20 protein-coding genes are annotated in these 25563 nt (G+C 71.7%); 9 read left to right on the top strand and 11 right to left on the bottom strand.

Annotation, left to right across the window (positions count from 1 at the left end; all coding sequences use genetic code 11):
- Positions 1–17 precede the first annotated feature (17 nt).
- The gene (locus ACFWP2_RS20360; RefSeq protein WP_380453212.1) at positions 18–2579 is read right to left on the bottom strand and encodes a DUF6049 family protein; all 2562 of its coding nucleotides are present in this window, start codon (positions 2577–2579) and stop codon (positions 18–20) included.
- A gap of 365 nt (positions 2580–2944) precedes the next feature.
- Here ACFWP2_RS20360 and ACFWP2_RS20355 point away from each other — a divergent pair, with 365 nt between their 5' ends.
- Positions 2945–4369, top strand: coding sequence for a CCA tRNA nucleotidyltransferase (locus ACFWP2_RS20355; RefSeq protein WP_380453309.1), 1425 nt, complete (start codon positions 2945–2947; stop codon positions 4367–4369).
- A gap of 75 nt (positions 4370–4444) precedes the next feature.
- Here the strand turns inward: ACFWP2_RS20355 and ACFWP2_RS20350 are convergent, their stop codons facing one another.
- The 5 genes from ACFWP2_RS20350 to ACFWP2_RS20330 all read right to left on the bottom strand — a co-directional run bounded on the left by ACFWP2_RS20350 (position 4445) and on the right by ACFWP2_RS20330 (position 9790).
- Positions 4445–5500 (bottom strand): hypothetical protein, encoded by a 1056-nt coding sequence (locus tag ACFWP2_RS20350; RefSeq protein ID WP_380453210.1) that lies wholly within the window; start codon positions 5498–5500, stop codon positions 4445–4447.
- A 32-nt stretch (positions 5501–5532) separates the two neighbouring features.
- Positions 5533–6243, bottom strand: coding sequence for a hypothetical protein (locus ACFWP2_RS20345; protein WP_380453208.1), 711 nt, complete (start codon positions 6241–6243; stop codon positions 5533–5535).
- A 109-nt stretch (positions 6244–6352) separates the two neighbouring features.
- Complete coding sequence (locus tag ACFWP2_RS20340) at positions 6353–7675, bottom strand: MFS transporter (RefSeq protein ID WP_380453206.1); 1323 nt, start codon at positions 7673–7675, stop codon at positions 6353–6355.
- A 206-nt stretch (positions 7676–7881) separates the two neighbouring features.
- A complete protein-coding gene (locus tag ACFWP2_RS20335) occupies positions 7882–8964 on the bottom strand; it encodes an inositol-3-phosphate synthase (RefSeq protein WP_380453203.1) in 1083 nt (360 codons plus the stop codon).
- A 127-nt stretch (positions 8965–9091) separates the two neighbouring features.
- Positions 9092–9790 (bottom strand): PadR family transcriptional regulator, encoded by a 699-nt coding sequence (locus tag ACFWP2_RS20330; protein ID WP_380453201.1) that lies wholly within the window; start codon positions 9788–9790, stop codon positions 9092–9094.
- A 518-nt stretch (positions 9791–10308) separates the two neighbouring features.
- Between ACFWP2_RS20330 and ACFWP2_RS20325 the strand changes: the two genes are divergently transcribed.
- Both ACFWP2_RS20325 and ACFWP2_RS20320 read left to right on the top strand, forming a co-directional pair.
- Positions 10309–12777, top strand: a complete 2469-nt coding sequence (locus ACFWP2_RS20325) for a transglycosylase domain-containing protein (RefSeq protein WP_380453199.1) — start codon at positions 10309–10311, stop codon at positions 12775–12777.
- 278 nt (positions 12778–13055) lie between these two features.
- Positions 13056–14633 carry a glycosyltransferase family 87 protein gene (locus tag ACFWP2_RS20320; RefSeq protein ID WP_380453197.1) on the top strand — a complete coding sequence of 526 codons (1578 nt, stop codon included), beginning with the start codon at positions 13056–13058 and terminating at the stop codon, positions 14631–14633.
- 1 nt (position 14634) lies between these two features.
- Here the strand turns inward: ACFWP2_RS20320 and ACFWP2_RS20315 are convergent, their stop codons facing one another.
- The 3 genes from ACFWP2_RS20315 to ACFWP2_RS20305 form a co-directional block, all read right to left on the bottom strand.
- Entirely contained in the window at positions 14635–15669 is a 1035-nt protein-coding gene (locus tag ACFWP2_RS20315) for an alanine racemase (protein ID WP_380453195.1), read from the bottom strand.
- A gap of 13 nt (positions 15670–15682) precedes the next feature.
- Positions 15683–16801 carry a lipid II:glycine glycyltransferase FemX gene (locus ACFWP2_RS20310; RefSeq protein WP_380453193.1) on the bottom strand — a complete coding sequence of 373 codons (1119 nt, stop codon included), beginning with the start codon at positions 16799–16801 and terminating at the stop codon, positions 15683–15685.
- 220 nt (positions 16802–17021) lie between these two features.
- Entirely contained in the window at positions 17022–17321 is a 300-nt protein-coding gene (locus ACFWP2_RS20305) for a hypothetical protein (protein WP_360349265.1), read from the bottom strand.
- A 321-nt stretch (positions 17322–17642) separates the two neighbouring features.
- On the opposite strand from ACFWP2_RS20305, the gene rpsF reads away from it, so the two are divergent.
- The 4 genes from rpsF (at position 17643) to rplI (ending at position 19421) form a co-directional block, all read left to right on the top strand.
- The gene (gene rpsF, locus ACFWP2_RS20300) at positions 17643–17933 is read left to right on the top strand and encodes a 30S ribosomal protein S6 (protein WP_188298654.1); all 291 of its coding nucleotides are present in this window, start codon (positions 17643–17645) and stop codon (positions 17931–17933) included.
- 96 nt (positions 17934–18029) lie between these two features.
- Entirely contained in the window at positions 18030–18641 is a 612-nt protein-coding gene (locus ACFWP2_RS20295; protein ID WP_380453190.1) for a single-stranded DNA-binding protein, read from the top strand.
- Positions 18642–18720: 79 nt separating this feature from the next.
- Entirely contained in the window at positions 18721–18957 is a 237-nt protein-coding gene (gene rpsR / locus ACFWP2_RS20290; protein ID WP_030059640.1) for a 30S ribosomal protein S18, read from the top strand.
- Positions 18958–18974: 17 nt separating this feature from the next.
- On the top strand, positions 18975–19421 hold the full coding sequence (gene rplI, locus ACFWP2_RS20285; RefSeq protein WP_359822975.1) for a 50S ribosomal protein L9: 447 nt from the start codon (positions 18975–18977) through the stop codon (positions 19419–19421).
- Between the two features lie 112 nt (positions 19422–19533).
- Here rplI and ACFWP2_RS20280 read toward each other — a convergent pair whose 3' ends face one another.
- Positions 19534–20874, bottom strand: a complete 1341-nt coding sequence (locus ACFWP2_RS20280; RefSeq protein WP_380453187.1) for an MATE family efflux transporter — start codon at positions 20872–20874, stop codon at positions 19534–19536.
- 577 nt (positions 20875–21451) lie between these two features.
- Between ACFWP2_RS20280 and dnaB the strand changes: the two genes are divergently transcribed.
- Positions 21452–22957, top strand: coding sequence for a replicative DNA helicase (gene dnaB, locus ACFWP2_RS20275; RefSeq protein WP_380453307.1), 1506 nt, complete (start codon positions 21452–21454; stop codon positions 22955–22957).
- A gap of 29 nt (positions 22958–22986) precedes the next feature.
- Here the strand turns inward: dnaB and manA are convergent, their stop codons facing one another.
- Positions 22987–24225, bottom strand: a complete 1239-nt coding sequence (gene manA, locus ACFWP2_RS20270; RefSeq protein ID WP_380453185.1) for a mannose-6-phosphate isomerase, class I — start codon at positions 24223–24225, stop codon at positions 22987–22989.
- A 322-nt stretch (positions 24226–24547) separates the two neighbouring features.
- On the opposite strand from manA, the gene ACFWP2_RS20265 reads away from it, so the two are divergent.
- Positions 24548–25315: a polyprenol monophosphomannose synthase gene (locus ACFWP2_RS20265; protein ID WP_380453183.1), complete on the top strand. Its 768-nt coding sequence runs from the start codon at positions 24548–24550 to the stop codon at positions 25313–25315.
- The last annotated feature ends 248 nt before the right edge of the window (positions 25316–25563 follow it).

Here is a 25563-nt window from a genome sequence, read left to right as displayed (position 1 = left end):
GCGGGGGATCGGCGGTATCAAGGACCAACCTTCTCATCACTGGCGGCCCGATCCCGGCCATCCGGGCTGCTGCCGCGCGGTGTCTGCGCGGGACCGTCACCCGGGGTGCCGTCCGTCCCGCCCGCCCCGTCCGGTGCCGGGGCCCCGTCGGGATCCGCGGCCGGGGCCGGGGCGGCGTCCTCGGCCGGGTCCTGCGCGGTGTCCTGCGCGGTGTCCTCGGCCGGGTCCTGCGCACCGCCGGTGCCGCCCGCCGCCGGGGCGTCCCCGACCGGCTGGTCGCCGTCCTCGTGCGGCTGCCCGCCGCGCCGCTTGCGCTGGCGCACGAAGCGCAGCGCCGCCAGCAGCAGCAGGACGCCGGCGCCCGCGAAGATGTACAGCACCCCGTTGGTCACCGAGGTGACCTCGACCCTGAACTGCTGCGGCTCGCCGTACGGCCGGGAGTCGGGGCCGGTGGTCCACAGCTGGGCGGTCATCGCGACCGACCCGTTGTTGTGCGCCTCGGCGTTGAACCGCAGGGTCACGCTCTGCGAGGGCGGGAGGACCAGCTCCTCCTCCTTGCTCACCCGCAGCCTGTTCGGCTGGGCCGAGGTGAGCACCAGCTTCAGGTTGGTGACCGTCTGGGTCAGGTCGTTGCGGACGCTGACCTGGAGCAGGCCGGTGTCGCCGGCCAGGGTGACGACGTTCTTCTTCGGCACCTGGACGGCGCCGGTCAGCTCCTTCAGGTACTTCGTGACGCCGGTGCGGTAGGTGCTCCCGGCCGGCGGCTGGCCGCGCCACTCGGTGGACAGCGAGCGGACCATCGCGGCGCTGAACGGGCCGCGCACCCGCTGCGGCAGGGTGAGCACCCGCATCAGGGTGTCCAGGTCGTGCTGGATGTCGTCGGTACGGCTCAGGTCGGCCGCCGGCAGCTCCGAGGCGCGGGCCTGGGTGGGGTAGTCGGTGGGCGCGGGGACGGCGGTGTTGGCCTTCGGGTCGGCCGGGGCCTGGGCCACCGCGTCCAGCTTGACCGAGGAGATCCACTTGCCGTCCGCCGTCTGCAGGGCACTGGCCAGGGCCTTGGCTCCGCCCACGCTCAGCTCGCGCGGGGGCAGGACCAGCAGTCCGCGCTGGTTCTGCGGCTGCTCGTGGGTGATCGCGAAGGTCTCGGCGAGGAAGCGCTGGGTGGTGTCGGTCTGCACCTGCGGGCTGCTGAGGTCCCGGTCGAACAGCGCGGAGACGGTCTCGTCCGCCACCACGGCGCTCTGCCCGCCGCCGATCGGGCGGACCGCGGTCGGGGTGTAGTTGAGCGCGTCCGCCTCCGGCATGCTCGCGCCGTTGACCAGCACCAGCCCGCTGCCCGACTGCTGGGCGAGGGAGGCGATCTGCTGGTCGAGGTAGCCCTGGTACGGCCAGGCGACGTCCGAGCGGGTGTCCACCGCGAGCCGTCCCTCGACGGTCAGCCGGCCGGCGGTGGCCGCCTTGTTCAGCGCGGTGGTCATCCCGGTCAGGTCGGAGCCGTTGTGGGCGATCGAGGCGAGGTCCGGGTCGGCGTACGGCAGCGAGACCACCTGGGAGCCCGGCTTGGCGACGGCGGCCCGCAGCTTGTCCAGCCAGGCGACGGCCGCGGCCGAGGCGGGGACCTGGACGGTGTTCTCGTCCTTGGCCGACTTGCCCGACTCCTCGGTGCCCGGCTTCTGCACCCGGTAGGGCTTGGTCATCGCGAGCGCGGCGTCCAGCAGGTCCGGGTCGATCACCCAGGTCAGCCCGTTCAGCTTGGCGCCGGTGTCGACCAGCTCGTACAGCCGGCCGCCCGGGGCGAACTCGGCGGCCAGGCTGTCGTCGCGCAGCACCGAGACGGGCTGGTCGTTGCTGTCGGTGGTGGTCTGGGCGGCCAGCACCGGCGCGTGCACCAGCGGCCAGATCGTGGCGACCTTCGTCGGCTGGGCCTCGGCGCCGCCCGGGTTGTACGGCAGGAAGGTCCGGGCGATGCCCAGGGCGCGGTCGCGCGGGTTGTCGGCGGTCCCGCCCCAGGCGTCCACCGCGAGCTCGTACGCGCCGCTCGCGGAGAGTCCGAGATCGCTCACGGCGACGCTCAGGGTGTACGGCTGGCTCTGCCCCGGGTTCAGCTCCGGCAGGGCGTACTGCGGGCTGTCCAGCTCCACGCCGTCCTTGCCGTCCGGCGTGGAGCGGGCGGCCACGTTGGCCAGGTCGCTGCGCCGGTCCAGCGGCTTGCCGTAGTTCGGCTTGCGGACGGCCGCGTGGGCGCCCTTGACCGCCGAGGCGCCGGCGTTGGTGACGCGTCCGGTGATCGTCACGATGCCGCCCGGGGTGGCCACCTGCGGGCTCAGCGTGTCGATGGTCATCACCACCGGGTACTCGGCCGTGGCGGAGGAGTCCCCGGCCGGCCGGACGTTGCCGCCCGCGGGCAGCGCACCGGCCGGAGTGGCCGTGAAGAAGGTCAGGGCTGCCGCGCAGGCGGCGGCCAGGCGCGCACCCGCACGGCGCGCCCGGCGGGCCGGGTGACGCCCCTCGGCGGGGCGCTCGGCCCGTCCAGGCTGTCGGTGCGCCCCCAGGCCCGAGTGCCGTGCCGGCTCACTCACTCGCTTCGCCCTCGCCGTTCTCGATCGTTCGCTGCTGATGCTGTCCGTCCGGCGGTCCGCCCGACGCTCTTCGCTTGACTCGTGGAACTCTTCGCCCGCCTCCGTCGCCGCACCGCTGCCGCGGGGATCCCGCGGGTGGCGGCGGCGCGCGCGACACCGCATCCCCTGTCCGGTGTCCGAGACTCGTCCACCGGCATGGTAACGATGCTGGCTGCGGTGCAGTGTTGCGGGCTGTGGGGTGAGACGCCCAGAACGCGCGGGCGGTTGACCCGTCGGGGCACGTACCCTTGTGAGCCGTGTCCACTGCCAATGAGCCCACCGCGCACACCGACCGTTCCAGCACCGCCGTCCAGGTCGTACCAGGCCTGAGCGAGGCCCAGACCCTCGGCCTCCAAGAGCTGCTGCGGGTGTCGCCGGTCGCCGACGAGATCGCCCGCCGGTTCGAGGCGGCCGGTCACCGGCTGGCGCTGGTCGGCGGGTCCGTCCGGGACGCGCTGCTCGGCCGGCTCGGCAACGACCTGGACTTCACCACCGACGCCCGCCCGCAGCAGGTGCTCAAGCTGGTCAAGGGCTGGGCGGACGCGGTCTGGGACGTCGGCATCGCCTTCGGCACGGTCGGCGCCCGCAAGGACACCCCCGAGGGCTCCTTCCTGATCGAGATCACCACCTACCGCTCCGAGGCGTACGACCGCACCTCGCGCAAGCCCGAGGTCAGCTACGGCGACACCATCGAGGAGGACCTGGTCCGCCGGGACTTCACGGTCAACGCGATGGCCGTCGACCTGCCCGGCCGCGGCTTCGTCGACCCGCACCAGGGCCTGGAGGACCTGGAGGCCCGGGTGCTGCGCACCCCCGCCACCCCCGAGGAGTCCTTCTCCGACGACCCGCTGCGGATGATGCGGGCCGCCCGCTTCGCCGCCCAGCTGGACTTCGACCCGGCGCCCGAGGTGGTCGCCGCGATGACCGCGATGGCCGAGCGGCTCACCATCGTCTCCGCCGAGCGGATCCAGGCCGAGCTGAACAAGCTGCTGCTGGCCAAGCACCCGGTGAAGGGCCTGCGGCTGCTGGTCGACACCGGCCTGGCCGGGTACGTGCTGCCCGAGCTGCCCGCGCTGCGGCTGGAGCGGGACGAGCACCACCGGCACAAGGACGTCTACGAGCACTCGCTGACCGTCCTGGAGCAGGCCATCGACCTGGAGCAGGACGGCCCGGACCTCACCCTGCGGCTCGCCGCGCTGTTGCACGACATCGGCAAGCCGCGCACCCGCCGCTTCGAGTCGGACGGCCGGGTCTCCTTCCACCACCACGAGGTGGTCGGCGCCAAGATGACCCGCAAGCGGATGCGGGAGCTCAAGTACTCCAAGGAGCTCACCGAGGACGTCTCGCAGCTGGTCGAGCTGCACCTGCGCTTCCACGGCTACGGCGGCGGCGAGTGGACCGACTCGGCGGTGCGCCGCTACGTCACCGACGCCGGGCCGCTGCTGGAGCGCCTGCACAAGCTGACCCGCTCGGACTGCACCACCCGCAACAAGAAGAAGGCGGCCGCGCTCTCCCGCACCTACGACGGTCTGGAGACCAGGATCGGTGAGCTGAAGGCGCAGGAGGAGCTGGACTCCATCCGCCCGGCGCTGGACGGCAACCAGATCATGGAGCTGCTCGGCCTCAAGCCCGGCCCGCAGGTCGGCAAGGCGTACAAGCACATGCTCGAACTCCGGCTGGAGCACGGCCCGATGGAGCACGACGAGGCGGTCGGGGCACTGCGGGCCTGGTGGGCCGAGCAGCAGGGCTGAGCAGCAGGGCTGAGCAAGGCGAAGGGGGGTGGCCCGAGACCGGGCCACCCCCCTTTTTCTCCTCCGTACGGCGCCTCAGCCGACCGCCCGCAGGCACAGGACGTAGTCCAGGGACGGGAGCAGGGGGTGCTTGACCCAGTACGTGCTGGTCGTCTTCGGCTGCTTGCTGCAGGACTCCTTGTCGGACGTGCCGGTGTACTTGTAGATCACCTTGTACTGGGCCTTGGCGTCCGTGCAGGGCACCACCGCCATCTTCGGGTCGGTGTCGCTCCCGTCGTTGCGCAGGCAGTCCCCGGCCTTGGCGGCGTCGGCCGGGTCGGCCGGCGGGGTGTAGGACGGCAGGGTGAAGGTCGGGGTGGGAACGGGCGGCGGGGTGTAGGGCGGCAGGGTGAAGGTGGGGCTGGGCAGCGGCGCGATGGTGTACCGGGTCGGGCTCGGCGTCGGGTCGGCGACCGGGTCGTCCTTCTTCGGGCCGAGCACCCCGGTCGCGGCCAGGGTCACGGTGACCGCCAGCGAGACCGGCACCAGCAGCATCGCGAGGTGCGGCCGGCTGGTCAGCGGGACGCCCGGGTTCAGCTGGGGGCCGTGGCTGCCCGGGACGGGCGGCGGCAGCTGCTTGAACTTGTTGTGCGGGCCGAGGTTCAGCAGCAGCGTGATCGGGGTCAGCAGCCAGGACACCAGGCTCCACCAGCCCTGGACCAGCGTCCGGGCCGACATGTCGCGCACCGTCGCCGTTCCGCAGGTGCGGCAGAACGGGCCGGTCATCCGCAGCATCCGGTAGGCGATGATCAGGCCCTGGTGGCCGCGGACGGTGGCGTCCACCGCCGGGTAGCCGCCGCAGAACCGGCAGGTGGTCCCGTCCGTCGGCGCCGGCGGGTACCCGTAGCCGTAGCCGCCCGCCGGGGGCTGGGCGCCGTACGGGTGCTCGGGCGGCGGGGCGCTCGGGTAGCCGTAGCCGGGTGCCGGCGGGGTGCTCGGGTAGCCGTACCCGGGCGGCGGCGGGGTGCTCGGGTGGCCGTAGCCGGGCGGCGGCGGTGGGGGCGGTGCGCCGTAGGAGCCGCCGGAGGCGTACGGGTTGCCGTCGCCCGGTGGCGGGCCGTACGGCATCTGGGGCGGAGGCGGAGCGGACAAGGAGGTCCCCCGGGAAGGTCAGGCGGAAGAGTTCAGGACTTCTTCACCGGCGGGATGCCGGTGGTGGCGGGCGCCAGCGGGCCGAGGCAGAGCACGTACCGCTTCTTGTTCCAGCGGCGGCCGCTCTTGCCCGAGACCACGCTCGTGGTCTGCGGCGTCTGCTTGCAGCGGGTCATGTCCGTGGTGCCCTCGAACTTCGCGAGCACGCGGTAATTCGCCTTGCTGTCAGTGCACTTGACGATCTCGACGTCGCGGGATCCGCTCGCCTTCACGCAGTCGCCCGGCTTGGCGCTGCTGACGCTCGGCCCGGCCACGAAGTAGCCCACGGCCAGCGCCAGGCAGCCGCCGACCACTCCGACGATCCGCAGCTTGGAGCGGATGCCGCGCTTGGCGGCCGGCGCGGGCGGCGCCGCCGGGGCGGGCTGGGGCGGGCCGTAGGGGCCGGCGGGCGGCTGCTGCCCGTACGGCCCGGGGGCCGGCTGTCCGTACGGTTGCTGTCCGTAGGGCTGCTGTCCGTACGGCTGTTGGCCGGGCGGCTGCTGACCGTACGGCTGCTGTCCGTAGGGGGGCTGCTGGCCGTACCCGGGCGGCGGGCCGTAGCCGGGCGGGGCCGGCGGCGCGGGCTGCCCGTAGGCCGGCGGCGGTCCGTAGGGCGCGGCCGGCGGGGGCACGGGGGCCCCGTACGGCGGCGCGACGGGCGGCCCTACCGGGGCCTGGCCGTACGGATTCGGCGGTGTGCTCATCAGTTCGTCCCCCGAGACAGAGTTCTGTCGATCCGACAGGTCCGAGTACCTTAGCGAGTCCGTCGGACGCCTTCGGCCGCGAGCCCCGGAGGCGGCCCAGGAGGCCTGGTCACCGGGGGAGCGGGCTCCGGCGGGCGGCACGCAGGTAGAGGACCGCCGTCAGTGCGTATACCCCGGCGACCCCCAGAACCACCGCGACCGAGCGGCCGGACAGCGGCAGCACCAGCGCCGTGACCAGGGCGGCGGCCACGAAGGCGACGTTGAACAGCACGTCGTAGATGGCGAAGACCCGGCCGCGGTACTCGTCCTCGACCGACTCCTGCACCACCGTGTCGGCACAGATCTTGGTGCCCTGGGTGACCACCCCGAGCAGCAGGGCGGCGAGCAGGCAGGGCACCAGCGTGAAGCTCAGGCCCAGGGCGGGGACGAAGACCACCGGGGCGACCAGACAGGCCGTCATCCACCCGGCCAGGCCCAGCCGGCGGGTGCACCAGGGGCTGACCAGCGCGGCGACGAAGAACCCGGCGGCGGACAGGCCCACCGCCTGGCCGAGGGTGACCAGCCCGGCCGCGCTGTCGGTCGGGTCGTTGAAGGTGTACCGGGCGAGCATCACCACCACCACGATCAGCACGCCGTAGCAGAACCGGGCGGCGGTGACGGCGGCCAGCGCGTGCACGGCGGGCCGGCAGTCCCGCACCAGGTGGCGCACCGCGGCGCCGAGTTCGACGGCGGCCCGGACCAGCGCCTGGCCGATCCCCGGGCGGTCCTCGTGCTGCTCCGGGCCGAGCAGGTCGCGGTCCATCCGCCGGGCGGCCAGCGCGGCCGACAGGTAGAGCAGCGCGGCCACCGTGACCAGGGCGGCGTCGGCCGCCGGGCCGGGAGCCATCAGCTGGTGCAGCGCGAAGCCGATGCCCCCGCCCGAGGCGGCGGCGACCGTCCCGAGGGTGGGGGAGAGGGCGTTGGCGGTGACCAGCTGGTCCTGCTCCACCACCCGGGGCAGGGCGGCGGACAGCCCGGCCAGGATGAACCGGTTGAGCGCGGTGACCAGCAGGGCCGAGGCGAAGAACAGCCAGGTCGGCGCCTGCGCCAGCAGCAGCGCGCCGGTGCCCAGGCCCAGCACGAAGCGGGCCAGGTTGCCGAAGTAGAGCACCTGGCGGCGGCGCCAGCGGTCCAGCAGCACGCCGGCGAACGGGCCGATCACCGAGAACGGCAGCAGCATCACGGCCAGCACCGAGGCGATGTCGGCGGGGGAGGACTGCTTCTCGGGGGAGAACACCACGTACGCGGCGAGCGAGACCTGGAAGACGCCGTCCGAGAGCTGGGAGAGCACCCGGGCGGTCAGCAGCCGCCGGAAGTCGCGGCCCTTCAGCAGGTCCAGGAGCGTGGCGCGGTGCGCGGACTGGTGGGTGCTGCCGTTATCGGTGATCGCCACCCGCCCAGAGTGCCATGGAACCGGGCACCGTTTCACGTGAAACATTGGCCGCGAGAAAGTGAAGGGCCCACGATCCGTAGACCGTGGGCCCTTCCTACCGGCCGTGCGAGCCCCGGGCGGTCAGGCGCTCAGCGCCCGGTACTCGACAGTCGCGAACCTCGCTGCGCTCAGCGCTCGGTACTCGACAGTCGCGAACCTCGCTGCGCTCAGCGCTCGACCTCGCCGCGGATGAACTTCTCGACGTTCTCGCGGGCCTCGTCGTCGAAGTACTGCACCGGCGGGGACTTCATGAAGTACGAGGAGGCCGACAGGATCGGGCCACCGATGCCGCGGTCCTTGGCGATCTTCGCGGCGCGCACGGCGTCGATGATGACACCGGCGGAGTTCGGGGAGTCCCAGACCTCCAGCTTGTACTCCAGGTTCAGCGGGACGTCGCCGAAGGCCTTGCCCTCCAGGCGGACGTAGGCCCACTTGCGGTCGTCCAGCCAGGCCACGTAGTCCGAGGGGCCGATGTGGACGTTCTTGGCGCCCAGCTCGCGGTCGCGGATCTGCGAGGTGACGGCCTGGGTCTTGGAGATCTTCTTGGACTCCAGGCGCTCGCGCTCGAGCATGTTCTTGAAGTCCATGTTGCCGCCGACGTTCAGCTGCATGGTGCGCTCGAGGATGACACCGCGGTCCTCGAACAGCTTGGCCATCACACGGTGCGTGATGGTCGCGCCGACCTGGGACTTGATGTCGTCACCGACGATCGGCACGCCGGCCTCGGTGAACTTGTCCGCCCACTCCTTGGTGCCCGCGATGAACACCGGCAGGGCGTTCACGAAGGCGACCTTGGCGTCGATGGCGCACTGGGCGTAGAACTTGGCCGCGTCCTCGGAACCGACGGGCAGGTAGCAGACCAGGACGTCGACCTGCTGGTCCTTGAGGACCTGGACGACGTCGACCGGCGCCTCGTCGGACTCCTCGATGGTCTCCAGGTAGTACTTGCCCAGGCCGTCGAGGGTGTGGCCGCGCTGGACGGTCACGCCGGTCGGCGGCACGTCGCAGATCTTGATGGTGTTGTTCTCGCTGTTGCCGATGGCGTCGGCCAGGTCGAAGCCGACCTTCTTGGCGTCGACGTCGAAGGCGGCGACGAACTCCACGTCACGGACGTGGTAGTCACCGAACTGGACGTGCATCAGCCCGGGGACCTTGCCGGCCGGGTCGGCGTCCTTGTAGTACTCGACACCCTGCACCAGCGACGCGGCGCAGTTGCCCACGCCGACGATGGCTACGCGAACCGAACCCATTCCGGTTGCTCCCTGTGATCTCATGAGGACCGCCGGGGTCGGCGGAACTCGTCCTGCTTCTTTCGATGACTGCATGTACGGGCGCGAGGCGCCCGATCCTGCCGCGCGGCACAGGGCTGGCGCGGTGTCAGCGCTCCTGGGCGGAGCGCCCCGGGCGGTCGTACGGTGGCCCGGAGGGGTCCTGGGACCCGGTCTCCTGGCCACGGCCGTCCGAAGTCTTGGGGGGGCCGGCGGTGTCGCCGCCGGTGTCGGGGCCGGATCGGCCGGTGCGGTTGGACCGCTCGGTCTCGATCAGCTCGTTGAGCCAGCGGACCTCGCGCTCCACGGACTCCAGTCCGTGCCGCTGGAGTTCGACGGTGTAGTCGTCGAACCGCTCGCGGGCGCGGGCCAGCGAGTTGCGCATCTTCTCCAGCCGCTCCTCCAGCCGGCTGCGGCGCCCCTCCAGGACGCGCATCCGCACGGCCCGGTCGGTCTGGCCGAAGAAGGCGAAGTGCACGCCGAAGTGCTCGTCCTCCCAGGCGTCCGGGCCGGAGTCGGCGAGCAGCTCCTCGAAGCGCTGCTTCCCCTCGGCGGAGAGCCGGTAGACGATCTTGGACCGCTTGCCGTTGAGCGCGGTGGCCGGGACGTACTCGACGTCGGGGTTGTCCTCGACCAGGAAGCCCTGGGCGACCAGGCTCTTCAGGCAGGGGTAGAGCGTTCCGTAGGAGAGCGCCCGGAACGTGCCGAGCAGGATGTTCAGCCGCTTGCGCAGCTCGTAACCGTGCATCGGGGCGTCGTGGAGCAGCCCGAGGACGGCGAACTCCAGCACTCCTGAGCGTCTGCCCATGGCTGTCGTCCTCCTCCCTCTCGGTGTCCGGCCGGCCGCTGCATCCGGCGGTATTCCGCTTCGATGTATCGGCTCGATATATCGAGAACAGTAAACCCGGCCCTCGGAAGGGGCAAGGGGGGCACGCGTGAATGTGATCACAAGCCGACGCGCGGGTGAGCTTGGCAACGGGCGTGTAATGATCTGTTGCCGTTTTGCGGGCATTGGCAACTGATGTCCGATTAGTTGTATTTCCGTGCTGCGTACGCTGTCGCGTGTGCACGAGGACCACCTCCGGGATCAGGGCGGTTGGCGGGCATCGGACGTGAACCCTGCCTTCAGGCTGGAAACGCCTGGCGAGGAGTGGCTGGAAGATGAGCGAACGACGGCGAAGGACGCCCGACCCGGGCGGTGACGGGCAGCAGCCCCCGGGAGGCGGCGGCCGTCGGGGCGGTGGGCCGGGGCCCGATGAGCTGCGCTCGGACGGCGTCGGCCGACGCCGTCCCCCGGGTGTCAGGGAGACCGCACAGCAGCCCCGGATGACCCGTGCGGAGATGCGCAAGGCCGCCCAGAAGAAGGGCAAGGGGGGCGGTCGGCGCGGTGACGCCGCGGCCGCTGCGGCGGCGGCCGGCCCGGGCAAGAAGCGGTTCATCGACTACCCGCGGTTCGGCAAGACCGGCGTCCGGCGCTGGCTGCCGTCCTGGAAGCAGTGGCTGAGCGGCTTCCTGCTGGTCTTCGGCTGCTTCGTGGGCCTGGTGTTCTACCTGTACCAGACCACCAAGGTCCCGGAGCTGAACGACCTGGTGAAGGACCAGAACACGATCTACTACTGGGCCGACAGCACGGAGATGACCCGCAAGGGCCAGACCAACCGTCAGATCGTCGAGCTCAAGGACATCAGCCCGAACCTCCAGAACGCCGTCATCGCCGCGGAGAACAAGACGTTCAAGACCGACAGCGGCATCGACCCCAAGGGCATGCTCCGCGCGGTCTACAACATGGCCAAGGGGGGTGAGACCCAGGGCGCCTCGACGATCACCCAGCAGTACGTGAAGAACGCCTACCTGAGCCAGGAACAGACCCTCAGCCGCAAGGTGAAGGAGTTCTTCATCACGCTGAAGATCAACCAGGACAAGGAGAAGGGCGAGATCCTCACCGGCTACCTGAACACCAGCTGGTTCGGCCGCGGTGCGAACGGTGCCCAGGCCGCCGCCCAGGCGTACTACGGGGTGGACGCCAAGGACCTGAACGTCTGCCAGAGCGCCATGCTGGCCGGTCTGCTCAAGGGCGCGACGTACTACGACCCCACCAACCCGGCCAACAAGGAACGGGCGCAGGGCCGGTGGAACTGGATCCTGGACCAGATGGTGGACACCAAGGCCATCACCCCGGACGAGCGCGCCAAGTGCAACGTGTTCCCGGACCCGGTCCCGCAGAAGCCCAGCTCCAACATGAACGGTGAGATCAGCTACCTGGTCGACACCGCCAACAAGTACGTGATGGCCACCGACAAGACGATCACCCAGCAGATGATCGACCGGGGCGGCCTGAAGATCTACACCACCTTCGAGAAGGACAAGGTCGACGCCCTGAAGAAGGCCGTCGACGACGTCAAGTCGGAGAACCTCAACCCGCAGAAGCGGCCGGACAACGACACCAACATCCAGTTCGGCTCCGCCAGCATCCGCCCCGGCGACGGCGCGATCGTCGCCCTCTACGGCGGCGACGGCGTGGAGAACGGCCACTTCGACAACAACGCCGACGCCACCGGCGTCCAGGTCGGCTCGACCTTCAAGCCCTTCGTGCTGGCCACCGCGATGCAGGTCGGCGTGCAGACCGCGAAGGACGACAAGGGCAAGCCGAAGCGGATCAACGCCGACAGCCGCTACCTGGCCGACGACATGTCCGAGATCCGCAAGCCGGACGGCTCGCTGGTGATCGGCGACGACGGCAAGCCGTACCGGCAGAAGAACGAGGACTCCGGCAAGCGCGGCTACGTCTCGCTGCGGCAGTCGATGCAGTTCTCGTACAACGTGCCCTTCGTCCAGCTCAACCAGGACGTCGGCGGGCAGAACGTGGCCGACATCGCGGTGCAGATGGGCGTCAAGAAGGAGAGCCTCGCCGACCCGAAGACGGCGACCTTCCCGCTCGGCACCTCCACCATCAGCCCGATCCGGATGGCCACCGCCTACGGCACCCTGGCGGCCAGCGGCAAGGAGGCCGAGCCGTACTCGGTCACCAAGGTCGAGGTGAGCGGCGTGGAGCGCCCGGGCTTCGGCAAGAAGGAGCCCAAGGTCGCCCTGGAGCCGGCCGTCGCCGACAACGTCACCGACGTGCTGGTGAACGTGGCCGTGAACGGTACCGGCAAGAAGACGAAGGACCTGGGCCGTCCGGTGGCCGGCAAGACCGGTACCACCGACCAGAACAAGTCGGCCTGGTGGGTCGGCTACACCCCGCAGCTGGTGACCAGCGTCGCGATGTGGCGCGAGGACCCGTCCAAGCACGAGCGGCAGTCGCTGAACGGCACCGGCGGCAAGGAGTCCATCCACGGTGGTGACATCCCGACCGACGTCTTCACCCGGTACATGAGGGCCGCGCTGGCCAACGAGAAGAAGATGGACTTCCCGACCCCGCAGCCGGTCGGCACCGAGGTGGACTCCTCCGGTGCGCCGTCCACGGCCACCGCGACGGCCACCCCGACCATGACCGACACCCCGACGGCCCCGGCGCAGCCCCAGTCGCAGGCGCCGCAGCCGCCGGTGCAGCCGCAGCCCACCCAGACCTGCGTGCCCGGTGTGGACTGCCCCGGTGACCAGCCCACCCCGTCGAACACCAAGAACCCGCACCCGGGCAACACCTGTCTGCCGTTGATCAACTGCCCGACGCAGCCGGGACCGACGGACAGCTCGACGCCGGGTGGCGGCGGCAGGCCGGGCGGGGGCGGCGGCAAGCCGACGCCGAGCAGCACCGGCGGTGGCGGCCAGCAGGGCGTCACGGCCGGGCAGTAGCCCGGACCGGGCTCGACCGGGCTCGACCCGGCTCGACCCGGCTCGGCCCGGCGGAAAACGGAACGGCGGTGGCGGTCCTCCTCGGAGGGCCGCCACCGCCGTTTCCGTGATCCGCCACCGCCGTTTCCGTCGGCCGCCACCGCCGCTTTCGTCCGGATCACCGCCGTTTCCGGCAGGGCCGTCCCACCGCGGCCGGACCTCCGACCGGCGCGCGGGGGCGGGGACCCGTTGCGGGGTCCTCCTCGTCCCGGCGGGACCGGTGCGGCAGGATGTCCGGCATGACGTCGAGCGATCGTGACGAAACCGCCGGCCCGGTCGGGTCCGGCGCCGCCGCAGGGCCCCTCCCGGCAGCCGTCGCCACGGCCGCGCCAGCGGTCAACACCGTGGTCGTCCCGGCCGACGAGGACCCGGTGGCGGCGGCCGGCAGCGAGGTGTTCGGCGGGCCCCCGGGCCGCCGGGCGCTGCTCGGCGTCTCCTGGTGGATCCCGGCGCGCTTCCTGGCGCTCGCGGTGATCGTGGTGTCGGTGCTCGGCATGGTGCAGAAGCTGCCCTGCTACGAGCAGGCCTGGTTCCAGCCGGGCTCGCCGCAGTACATCCACGCCTGCTACAGCGACATCCCGCACCTGTTCTCCGGGCGCGGCTTCGCGGCCGGGCTGCACCCGTACGTGGACCGCGTCCCCGGTTCCTCGGGCGACCTCCAGTACCTGGAGTACCCGGTGCTGACCGGCCTGTTCATGCAGGTCGCGGCCTGGCTGACGCCCGGCGGCGGGGACCAGCAGAGCCAGGAGCAGTGGTTCTGGGCGATCAACGCCGGGATGCTGATGGCCTGCGCGGTGGTCGCCGCGGTGGCGCTCTCGCGCACCCACCGGCGCCGTCCCTGGGACGCGCTGCTGTTCGCGCTCGCCCCGGTCCTGCTGCTCAACGGCACCGTCAACTGGGACCTGCTCGCGGTCGCCCTGGCCGCCGTGGCGATGGCCTGGTGGGCCGGTGCCCGGCCGGGCTGGGCCGGCGTCTTCATCGGCCTGGCCACCGCGGCCAAGCTCTATCCGCTGCTGCTGATCGGCCCGCTGCTGGTGCTCTGCTGGCGGGCCGGCCGGTGGCGCGAGTTCCGGGTGATGCTGGGCGGCGCGGTCGGTGCCTGGCTGGTGGTCAACCTGCCGATCATGCTGGCCAACTGGCGGGGCTGGTCGACCTTCTACGTGTTCAGCAAGCACCGCGGCGAGGACTACGGCTCGTTCTGGCTGATCCTGATGCAGCGCCGCGGCGCCGGACTGGCCGCCCTCGACGTCTACATCGGCGTGCTGATGGTGCTGGGCTGCCTGGCCATAGCGTGGCTCGGCTTCTCCGCGCCGCGCCGGCCGCGCTTCGCCCAGCTGGCCTTCCTGGTGGTCGCGCTGTTCGTGCTGGTCAACAAGGTGTACTCGCCGCAGTACGCGCTCTGGCTGCTGCCGCTCGCGGTGCTGGCCAGGCCGCGCTGGCGGGACTTCCTGATCTGGCAGGCCTGCGAGGTGCTCTACGCCCTGGGCATCTGGTCCCACCTGGCCCTGGTCACCGGCTCCAAGCAGCATGGGATCGGCGAGGGCTGGTACCACTTCGCGATCGGGCTGCACCTGCTGGGCACGCTCTACCTGGTCGTCCTGGTGGTCCGCGACGTCCTCCACCCGGACCACGACCCGGTCCGCTGGGACGGCAGCGACGACCCCTCCGGCGGGGTGCTGGACCACGCCCCGGACGTGTCCGTGCTGGGCACCGCCCGCCGGCTGCGCGAGGAGGAGAGCTACGCCGCGTACGCGCCGGCCGGCCCCGGGCAGTGGCTCGACGAGCGCGAACTGCCGGAGCCGGCCGAGAGGCCGTAGCTCAGCGGTCCACCACGCGGTCGAAGTGCGTGGTGGTGTGCCGGACCTGGAGACCGAGCTCCTCGCCGATCGCCGGGGGCTTGGTCTCCCCGTCCAGGAACAGCAGCGAGACCTGCATGTGCGGCGGCTCGGCGAACCACAGCTGCTTGCCGGCCCAGTGGAACGGCGACTTGGTCTTGTTGACGGTCGCCAGGCCGGCCCGGGCGATGCCCTTGGCCCGCGCGCCCATGCTCTGGAGGTACTTGGGCGCCTCCAGGCCGATGCCGTGCGCGGTGCCGCCGGCGACCACCAGGATGTGGCCGTCGGCGGGCGCCGGGTGCTGGCGGTAGCCGTAGCGCTCGCCCTTCTGCAGCGGGGTCACGTCCAGGACGGTGGCCCGGACCTCCAGCGCGGCGTGGTCGCCCAGCCAGAGCCGGGTGCCGATCCGGGCCCGGAAGACCGTCTGCGGGTAGCGCTGGGCCAGCTGGTCCATGCCGGCCGCGCCGAGGTGGCTGACGAACACGGTGTGCACCGGGATGCCGGCGGCCCGGGCGGTGTCCACCCAGTACGCGACCTCCTCGACCGGGCTGGAGCCGTCCGGCCGGTCCATCGGCAGGTGCAGTGCCAGGCCCTCGAAGGAGACGCCCTCCAGCTCGGCGGCGACGGTGCTCAGGTCGGCCGCGCTCACGCCGTGCCGGCGCATGGTGGTCATGCACTCCAGCACCACCCGGGCGCCGTGCAGCGTCCGCAGCGCCTCCACGCTGGCCACCGTCCGGATCACCCGGGCGTGCGGCAGCGGCAGCACCTCCTCGCCGACCCGGTACGGGGTGAGCACCAGCAGCTCGCCGCCGTACCACTCGGCGGCGTCGGCCGCCTCGTACGCGGTACCGACGGCGAGCACCCCGGTGCCCAGCAGCGTCGCCTCCTCGGCCAGCCGGTGGTTGCCCAGGCCGTAGCCGTTCCCCTTGGCGACCGGCACCAGGCCGGGGAACTCGGCGAGGACGGAGCGCTGGTGGGTGCGCCAGCGTTCGGTGTCGAGGTAGAGCGACAGCGTCATCGGGTCAGCCTCCTCAGCGGCGGGACATGTAGAGGTCGAGGGCCTTGTGCAGCAGCTTGTTGAGCGGGAAGTCCCACTCGCCGAGGTACTCGGCCGCCTGGCCGCCGGTGCCGACCTTGAACTGGATCAGACCGAACAGGTGGTCATCCTCGTCCAGGGTGTCACTGATGCCGCGCAGGTCGTACACCCCGCCGCCGAGGGCGTAGGAGTCGCGCATCATCCGCCACTGGATGGCGTTGGACGGCTTGACCTCGCGCTTGTGGTTGGCCGAGGCGCCGTAGGAGTACCAGACGTGCTCGCCGACCACCAGCATCGTGGTGGCGGCCAGCGGCTCGCCCTCGTGGTAGGCGATGTAGAGCCGCATGCGGTTCGGGTCCTCGGCCACGAGGGCCTTCCACATCCGCTGGAAGTAGGCCAGCGGGCGCGGGGTGAACTTGTCGCGCTCGGCGGTGACCAGGTAGAGCTGGTGGAAGATCGGCAGGTCGTCGTAGCCGCCCTGGACGACCTCGACGCCGCTCTTCTCGGCCTTCTTGATGTTGCGGCGCCAGAGCTGGTTGAAGCCCTTCTGGATGTCGTCCAGCGAGCGGTTGGCCAGCGGCACCTGGAAGACGTAGCGGGGCTGGACGTCGCCGAAGCCCGCGCCGCCGTCCTCGCCCTGGAGCCAGCCGGCCTTGCGCAGCCGGTCGGCCACCTCGAAGGCGCGCGCCTCGTACCAGTCGGCCTCGACGTCGCGCAGCCGCTTGGCCTGCTTGGCGGCGATGGCCTCCTTGATGGTGGGGGCGTTCCAGCGGCGGATGACCACCGGCGGGCCCATCTTCACCGAGAACGCGCCCTGCGACTTGAGGTGCGCCAGCATCGGGGAGAGCCAGCGGTCGAGGTCGCGGTCGAACCAGTCGATGACCGGGCCCTCGGGCAGGTAGGCGAGGTAGCGCTTGAGCTTGGGCAGCTGGCGGTAGAGGACCAGGCCGGCGCCGACGAGCTGGTTGGCCTCGTCGAACCAGCCGATCGACTCGGACCGCCACTCGGCCTTCACGTCGCCCCACGACGGCACCTGCATGTGGCTGGCCGAGGCGCGGCTCCTGATGAAGGCGAGGTGCTCCTCGCGGGTGATCGTCCTCAGGCGCAGGCTCATTGCTCGGTGCTCCTCGTCGGTCGGGCTGCGGTGGCCCCAGGTTCTCGGGCTGACCTTATCGTCCGGGGCTCGGGCGGCCGTCGTGGTGGGCACGACGGCGCCCCCGCCGGGTACCTGTCTCCTCTGCAGATACGCGACGGGGGCGGCGAGGGTTCCGGGCGGGCCCTGTGGGCTCGGTCCCAGCGGGGGCGGGCGCGGGGGAGGCGGCGGGTGCGGGGGTTCAGCCCCAGAGGCCGCCGCGGGCGATGCCGAGGTAGAAGCCGAGCGCGGCGGCGCCCAGCGAGACCATCAGGACGAAGCGCTCGGCCGTGGTGACCGAGACGAACATGCCCCACAGGCCGGTGACGATGCCGAACAGGCCGGTCCACGAGGTCAGCAGGTGCAGGTTGTGGAAGAACGAGGTGGTGAACGCGATCACGCCCAGCAGGGCGGTGATGCCCACCAGGGTGTTCTCGCGGGGGTGCGGGTGGCCGTCGGTGTTCAGCGTGAGGGCGGGCATGCGGTGGACGGACTGGGCCATGGGTCCCACCTCCTGGCGTGGAGACGAACGGGCAGGGATCCCGTTCCGTCCAGATTGCGGTGCTTGGGGCGCTCTCACAACCCCTATGCGTTTTGTTCGGCCGTCCGGGTGCAGGTAGGCTGTGCCGTCTGCACTGGTGTAGTTGTGCCCCCTTTGCGCCCTCTTCCGGGCGACACCCGCTTCCGGGCGGAGCGGGGGCCGACTGTCCGACCCGGCCGCTACGGTGGGCCGGAGTCGTCACTGCTCCGGTGCCGACGCTACGCACAACCCTCCTGCCACGGAGAGACCGTGGCCGCTGAGTCCAAAGGAGGTGGGTTACTCATGCGTCACTACGAGCTGATGGTCATCCTCGACCCCTCGGTCGAGGAGCGCGCTGTCTCCCCCCTGATCGAGAGCTTCCTCGCTGTCGTCCGCAACGCGGGTGGCAAGGTGGAGAAGGTCGACACCTGGGGTCGCCGCCGTCTGGCTTACGAGATCAACAAGCAGTCCGAGGGCATCTACTCGGTCATCGACCTCAAGGCCACGCCTGAGGTCGTCAAGGAGCTCGACCGCCAGCTGGGCCTGAGCGAGTCGGTTCTGCGGACCAAGGTCCTGCGCCCGGACACCCACTGAGCCACCTCTGAGGCCTTCGGGTCTCGGGTAGCTCGCGACCGTTGTTTCACGTGAAACAGCGGTGAACGGACATCTTCCCGAGAGGTCATCACCACCATGGCAGGCGAGACCGTCATCACCCTCGTCGGCAATCTCGTCGACGACCCCGAGCTGCGCTTCACCCCGTCGGGTGCGGCGGTCGCGAAGTTCCGCATCGCGTCCACCCCCCGCACCTTCGACCGTCAGACGAACGAGTGGAAGGACGGCGAGAGCCTCTTCCTCACGTGCAACGTCTGGCGTCAGCCGGCGGAGAACGTGGCCGAGTCGCTGCAGCGCGGCATGCGCGTCATCGTGCAGGGCCGACTGCGCCAGCGGTCTTACGAGACCAAGGAAGGCGAGAAGCGGACGGTCTTCGAGGTCGAGGTCGACGAGGTCGGTCCGAGCCTGCGCTCGGCGACCGCCAAGGTCACCCGGGCCAACCGGTCCGGCGGCCCCGGTGGCGGCTTCGGCGGCCAGCAGGGCGGCGGCCAGGGCGGTGGCGGCTGGGGCGGCGGCGGTGGCGGCCAGCAGGGTGGCGGCAGCTGGGGTGGAAACTCCGGCGGCGGCCAGTCCGGCCCCTCCGACGACCCCTGGGCCTCCAGCGCCCCGTCCGGTGGAAACCAGGGCGGCGGCTGGGGTGCCCCGTCCGGTGGTGGTGGCGGCGGTTTCTCGGAAGAGCCCCCGTTCTAAGAGCTGACAGATTTCGTGCGGCCCGGCCGCCGGCGTCCCCGGACGCCCGCCGGGCCGTGAACCCCAAATGGAGCACACAATGGCGAAGCCGCCTGCTCGCAAGCCGAAGAAGAAGGTTTGCGTCTTCTGCAAGGACAAGGTCAACTACGTTGACTACAAGGACACGAACCTGCTGCGGAAGTACATCTCCGACCGCGGCAAGATCCGTGCCCGCCGGGTGACCGGCAACTGCACCCAGCACCAGCGTGACGTCGCCACGGCCGTGAAGAACAGCCGTGAGATGGCGCTGCTGCCCTACACCAGCACCGCGCGCTAAGAGAGGGTGACCAAGTAATGAAGATCATCCTCACGCACGAGGTGCCGGGTCTCGGCTCCGCCGGCGAGGTCGTCGAGGTCAAGGACGGCTACGCCCGCAACTACCTGGTCCCGCGTGGCTACGCCATCCGCTGGACCAAGGGCGGTCAGAAGGACGTCGACGCCATCCGTCGCGCCCGGAAGATCCACGCGATCCAGACCCTTGAGGCCGCCAACGAGGTCAAGGGTCAGCTCGAGGGCGTCCAGGTCAAGCTGGCCGTCCGCTCGGGCGACGCCGGCCGTCTGTTCGGCTCGGTGACCCAGGCCGACGTCGTCGAGGCCATCAAGGCCGCCGGCGGCCCGGCGGTGGACAAGCGCGCCGTCGCGATCGCCTCGCCGATCAAGACCGTGGGCTCCCACAAGGTCTCGGTCAAGCTGCACTCGGACGTCGTGGCCAACCTCGACGTCGCCGTCGTGGCTGCCTGAGCTCCGTAGCGAAGGCCCGAGGGCCGGACTCCTCCGGGAGTCCGGCCCTCGGTCTTTTCCGGGGCGGGTGCCGGGCGGAGCTCCCGGCGGCGGCGCCACGCCACGAAACGTTTCAGCCGCGCACCGCTCCGGTGACCAGCCACTTGCCGCCGCGGGCGCGCCAGGCCAGGAAGCCGGCCCGCAGCAGCATGAACAGGTTCATCGCCCACCAGAGCCCGGCCAGTCCGGTACCGGTGGCCGGGACGGCCAGGGCCACCGGGACGAACACCGCCAGGGTGGCGAGTCCGGCCCAGGCCAGGTAGGGGCCGTCACCGGCGCCCATCAGCACGCCGTCCAGCACGAAGACCAGGCCGGCCACCGGCTGGGTGAGCGCGAGCAGCAGCAGGGCGGTGTCCAGCTGGGCCCGGACGGCCGGATCGGGCGTGAACAGCGGGACGTACAGCGGGCGGGCGATCACCACCAGCAGGCCGAGCACCAGGCCGGAGACGATGCCCCACTCGACCATCCGCCGGGTGGCGGCCCGGGCGCCGGGGGCGTCCGAGGCGCCCAGGTAGCGGCCGATGATGGCCTGGCCGGCGATCGCGATGGCGTCCAGCGCGAAGGCCAGGAAGTTGAACAGCGCCATGGTGATCTGGTGGGCGGCCACCTGGTCGTCGCCGAGCCGGGCGGCCACCGCGGTGGCGGTCATCAGCACCGCGCGCAGGCTGACCGTCCGGACCAGCAGCGGGCCGCCGGCCCTGGCACTGGCCCGGATGCCCGCCGTGTCCGGCCGCAGCGAGGCCCCCTCCCGGCGGGCACCGCGGACCACCACGACCAGGTAGGCGGCGGCCATCCCGGTCTGGGCGAGCACGGTGCCCCAGGCCGAACCGGCCACCCCGAGCCCGGCGCCGTACACCAGGCCGGCGTTCAGGCCGATGTTGGCGGCGAAGCCCGCGACGGCCACCACCAGCGGCGTGCGGGTGTCCTGGAGGCCGCGCAGCACCCCGGTGGCGGCCAGCACCATGAGCATCGCCGGGATGCCCAGGGAGCTGATCCGCAGGTAGGTCACGGCGTGCGGTGCGGCGGTCGCCGAGGCGCCCAGCGCGTCGGCCGCCCAGGGGGCCAGCAGCAGGGTGAGGAGGACCACCGGGACGGCCAGGCCCAGGGCGAGCCAGATGCCGTCGATGCCCTGCTGCACGGCGCCCCGGCGGTCCCCGGCGCCGATCCGGCGGGCGACGGCCGCGGTGGTGGCGTAGGCGAGGAAGACGAACACGCCGGTCGCGGTGGACAGCGCGGCGGAGGCGACGCCCACCCCGGCCAGCTGGGGGGTGCCGAGGTGCCCGACGATCGCCGAGTCGGCCATCAGGAAGAGCGGTTCGGCGACGAGCGCGCCGAAGGCCGGGACGGCCAGGGCGAGGATCTCCCGGTCGTGCCGGCGTCGCGAGGGGGCCGGGGTCGGGGGCGAAGCGGTCATGGGCTCCAGGCTACTCATCCACAGGTAATGGATGTAAGTGCCTGGTGACCATTACTCGAAATCTTGAGCGGCGCGGTTCGCCCGCTCTGTGCCCACAGCCGTTCGGAGGTGTGTGAAGAATTTCTCATGCACAGGCCCGGGATGAGGTAATCCCAGGTCAGCAGGTTGACGGTGGATAGATCGTCCGGTTATCCACAGGGACGTCCACAGGGGTGTCCACAGCTTTGCGGTAGTTCTCCACAGGAGAGGGCCCGTCATCCACACCCCCTGTGGATAACCGCCTTGGCGCAAGGGCGTCCGGCGCTTTAGCGTGGGCCCTCCGCCCGACACTCCCGCCGCCCAGGCGTCCGATTTGTCGGAGCCGTGGCGTACAAAGAGGAGCGGATCCCGCTCCACCCAGCCACCGGCAAGCCCGCTCCACTTCGCACCACTCGCTGATCGGGGAACACGCGTGACCGGCCCCCAGTACGACGACCACGACGCCCCGCCGCCGGAGGAGGACTGGCCGACCGCCGAGGACCCCTTCCCGGTCGGCGCCTACGACGACGCGCCCTTCCCGGACGGCCCGGGGGACCGGCTGCCGGTCTCGCGCGGCCGCGGCGAGGGGCGTCAGGGCGGTGGCCGCGACGGCTTTCAGAAGGGTGGCTTCCAGAAGGGCGGCTTCCAGAAGGACGGCTTCCAGAAGGACGGCAAGGGCGGGCGGCCGGAGGGCGGCTGGCAGCGCCGGGACGAGGGCGACGGCGGCGGCGGGGCGGAGGGCTTCGAGCGCGTCCCCCCGCAGGACCTGGACGCCGAGAAGTCCGTCCTGGGCGGCATGCTGCTCTCCAAGGACGCCATCGCCGACGTGGTCGAGGTGCTCAAGCCGGCCGACTACTACCGGCCCGCGCACGAGATGATCCACGGCGCGATCCTCGACCTCTACGCCCGCGGCGAGCCGGCCGACCCGATCACCGTGGCCGGCGAGCTGACCAAGCGCGGCGAGCTCCAGCGCGTCGGCGGCGCCTCCTACCTGCACACCCTGGTCAACTCCGTCCCGACCGCCGCCAACGCCGAGTACTACGCCCAGATCGTCAACGAGCGCGCCGTCCTGCGCCGGCTGGTCGAGGCGGGCACCAGGATCGCCGGCATGGGCTACGCGGCCGAGGGCGACGTGGACGAGATCGTCAACGCCGCCCAGGCGCAGATCTACGCCGTCACCGAGCAGCGCACCAACGAGGACTACGCCCCGCTCGCCGACATCATGGAGGGCGCCCTCGACGAGATCGAGGCGATCGGCTCCCGCCAGGGCCAGATGTCCGGCGTGCCGACCGGCTTCGCCGACTTCGACCAGCTCACCAACGGGCTGCACCCGGGCCAGATGATCGTCATCGCGGCCCGCCCCGCGATGGGCAAGTCCACCCTCGCGCTGGACTTCGCGCGGGCCTGCTCGATCCACCACAAGCTGCCGAGCGTGATCTTCTCGCTCGAAATGGGCCGCAACGAGATCGCCATGCGCCTGCTCTCCGCCGAGGCCCGGGTGGCGCTGCACCACATGCGCTCCGGGAACATGACGGACGACGACTGGACGCGCGTCGCCCGCCGGATGCCCGACGTCAGCGAGGCGCCGCTGTTCATCGACGACTCGCCGAACCTGTCGATGATGGAGATCCGCGCCAAGTGCCGCCGGCTGAAGCAGCGCAACGACATCAAGCTGATCGTCATCGACTACCTCCAGCTGATGCAGTCCGGCGGCTCCCGGCGGGCCGAGAACCGTCAGCAGGAGGTCTCGGACATGTCCCGTAACCTCAAGCTGCTGGCCAAGGAGCTGGAAGTCCCGGTCATCGCGCTGTCCCAGCTGAACCGTGGCCCCGAGCAGCGCACCGACAAGCGGCCGATGGTCTCGGACCTCCGTGAGTCCGGCTCGATCGAGCAGGACGCCGACATGGTCATCCTGCTGCACCGCGAGGACGCCTACGAGAAGGAGTCCCCGCGCGCGGGCGAGGCCGACCTGATCGTCGCCAAGCACCGTAACGGTCCGACCGCGACCATCACCGTGGCCTTCCAGGGCCACTACTCGCGCTTCGTCGACATGACCCGGGACTGAGCCCCGGGCGGGGTGGTCGGACGGCGGCGTCAGACGGTGACGGTGGCGCGGAAGAGTGTGCTGCCGGTGCCGGTGCCGATGCCGGAGAGGCGGGTCGGGGCGCCGGTGGCGGGGAGGAAGGCGGACTGGCCGCGGGCCAGGTCCAGGACGGTGCCGTCGGCGGCGGTCAGGCGGGCGCCGCCCTCGGTGCAGAGCAGGATCTGCGGGGTGCGGCCGTCGATCTCGTGCCCGTCGCCGTCGGCACCCACGCCGTCGCCGTTCAGGACGAAGCGGGAGAGCCGGAACTCGTCGATCGGGACGGGGTAGAGCTCCTCGCCCGGGGTGCCCGGGACGGGGGCCGGTTCCAGCAGCTCGGGGGCGCCGGCCTCGAAGACGACGACCTCCAGCAGCTCCGGCACGTCGATGTGCTTGGGGGTGAGGCCGGCCCGCAGCACGTTGTCGGAGTTGGCCTGGAGCTCGACGCAGACGCCGGACAGGTAGGCGTGCGGCACCCCGGCGCCCAGGTAGAGCGCCTGGCCGGCCCGCAGCCGGACGTGGTTGAGCAGCATGCCGGCGATCACGCCGCGGTCGTCCGGGAAGTCCTTCGCGATCCGCGCGTACGGGGCGTACTCCCCGTCCGGGTCGGTCGTCGCCAGCACCTCGACGGTCCGCCGGACGGTCTCCCCGTCCAGGGCGAGGGCGGCGGTCAGGGCGCCGCGCAGCGCCTCGGACTCTCCCCCGGACTTCGGCCGGGAGGTGCCCCCACCGGCGGTCAGCCGCTCGATCACGGGGGCGAGCCCGGGCACCGCGAGCCCGGTCAGCAGCCGGGCCGCCCCGGCGGGCCGGCGGAAGCCGCACAGGCCCTCGAAATCGCCCAGCGCGCAGACCATTTCGGGCTTGTGGTTGGCGTCCCGGTAGTTGCGCTCGGGGGCGTCCAGGGGGATCCCGAGGGCGTTCTCGGCGGCGAAGCCGGCCCGGGCCTGGTCGAGGGTGGGGTGGGCCTGGATGGACAGCGGGATGCCCGCGGCCAGGATCTTGAAGAGGAACGGCAGGGTCGGGCCGAACCTGGCGACGCTCGCGGCGCCCAGTTCGCCCTCGGGGTCGGCCGCGATCAGCTCGTCCAGCCGGCGCGGGCCCTCGCCGCGGTCGGCGCGCGACGGGGCGCCGGGGTGGGCGCCCATCCACAGCTCGGCCTGCGGTTCGCCGGTCGGCCGCTGCCCGAGGAGCTCGGGCAGGGCGGTGTGCGACCCCCAGGCGTACGGGCGGACGGTGTTGACGAGCCTGTCCATGCGCGCGGTCCTACTCCTTCGCTGTCTGGCGGCTGTGCCGGATCGCCGGGGCGGGCCCGGCGGAGCGGGCGGTCCGGGCACGGGCAAGGGAAACGACCCTAGCCGACCGGTGTCACCCACGGGGAAACGGCGGGCACCGGGTGGGAGTGCCACGGTCGGACCGGCGGTTCCCGCGCGGTAGTAGGATGCCAGGACGCAGTAGCCTCCGCCCTGCGCGCAGTTCGCCACCGGGGTCCTCCCCGGCGGGTTGCCGGCGGAGCCGCGTTCCAGAGTGCGGGCGCCGGTGTTCCGAGACCCCCGCCATCGGCCGAGAGGTTTGTACGTGACCGTGAACCAGCAGAGTTTTGCTGATCTCGGCAAGGTCCTGGTGATCATCCCGACCTACAACGAGGCGGAGAACGTCGAGCGGATCGTCGGCCGGGTCCGTGCCGCCGTGCCCGAGGCGCACGTGCTGGTCGCCGACGACAACAGCCCCGACGGCACCGGCGAGCTGGCCGACAAGCTGGCCGTCGAGGACGAGCACGTGCACGTCATGCACCGCAAGGGCAAGGAGGGCCTCGGCGCCGCCTACCTCGCGGGCTTCCGCTGGGGCATCGACAACGGCTACGACGTCCTGGTCGAGATGGACGCGGACGGCTCGCACCAGCCCGAGGAGCTGGACCGGCTGCTGGGCGCGCTGCGCGGCGCCGACCTGGTGCTGGGCTCGCGCTGGGTGCCGGGCGGCCGGGTCGTGAACTGGCCGAAGTCGCGGCTGCTGCTCTCGCGCGGCGGCTCGACCTACTCGCGGCTGATGCTGGGCGTGCCGATCCGGGACGTCACCGGCGGCTACCGGGCGTTCCGCAAGGAGACCCTGCTGGGCCTGGGCATGGACGAGGTCGCCTCGGCCGGGTACTGCTTCCAGGTCGACCTGGCCTGGCGCACGGTGAAGGCCGGGTTCAAGGTCGCCGAGGTGCCGATCACCTTCGTCGAGCGCGAGCTCGGGGCGTCCAAGATGAGCCGCAACATCGTGGTCGAGGCGCTGTGGCGGGTGACCACCTGGGGCCTCACCGACCGGCTGGCCCGGCTGAGCGGCGGCGCCTCGAAGCGCTGACCGACCTCCCCCCCTCCTGCCGAAGGGCCCGTCCGCCGCAGCCGGTGGGCGGGCCCTTCCGCATGTCCGGGGGACAGGTCCCTCCGCACGGCCGGGGGACGTCGGGTCGATCAGGGCGCCGGCGCGGGCCGCCCGAGGGGCCCGGGAACAGGCCTCCCGGAGCGCGGTGTGACGTGGAGCCGAGGCGCGCCCCGCCGGGCGCGCCTTCCGCGCATTCGGCCGCCGGTGCTCCCATGCTGTAGGGCGCA

Origin of the sequence: Kitasatospora sp. NPDC058444 (genome assembly GCF_042721415.1) — a bacterium.
GTDB lineage: Bacteria > Actinomycetota > Actinomycetes > Streptomycetales > Streptomycetaceae > Kitasatospora.
The sequence above is the reverse complement of the archived record's forward strand: the minus strand, read 5'-3'. Positions and strand labels throughout refer to the sequence as shown.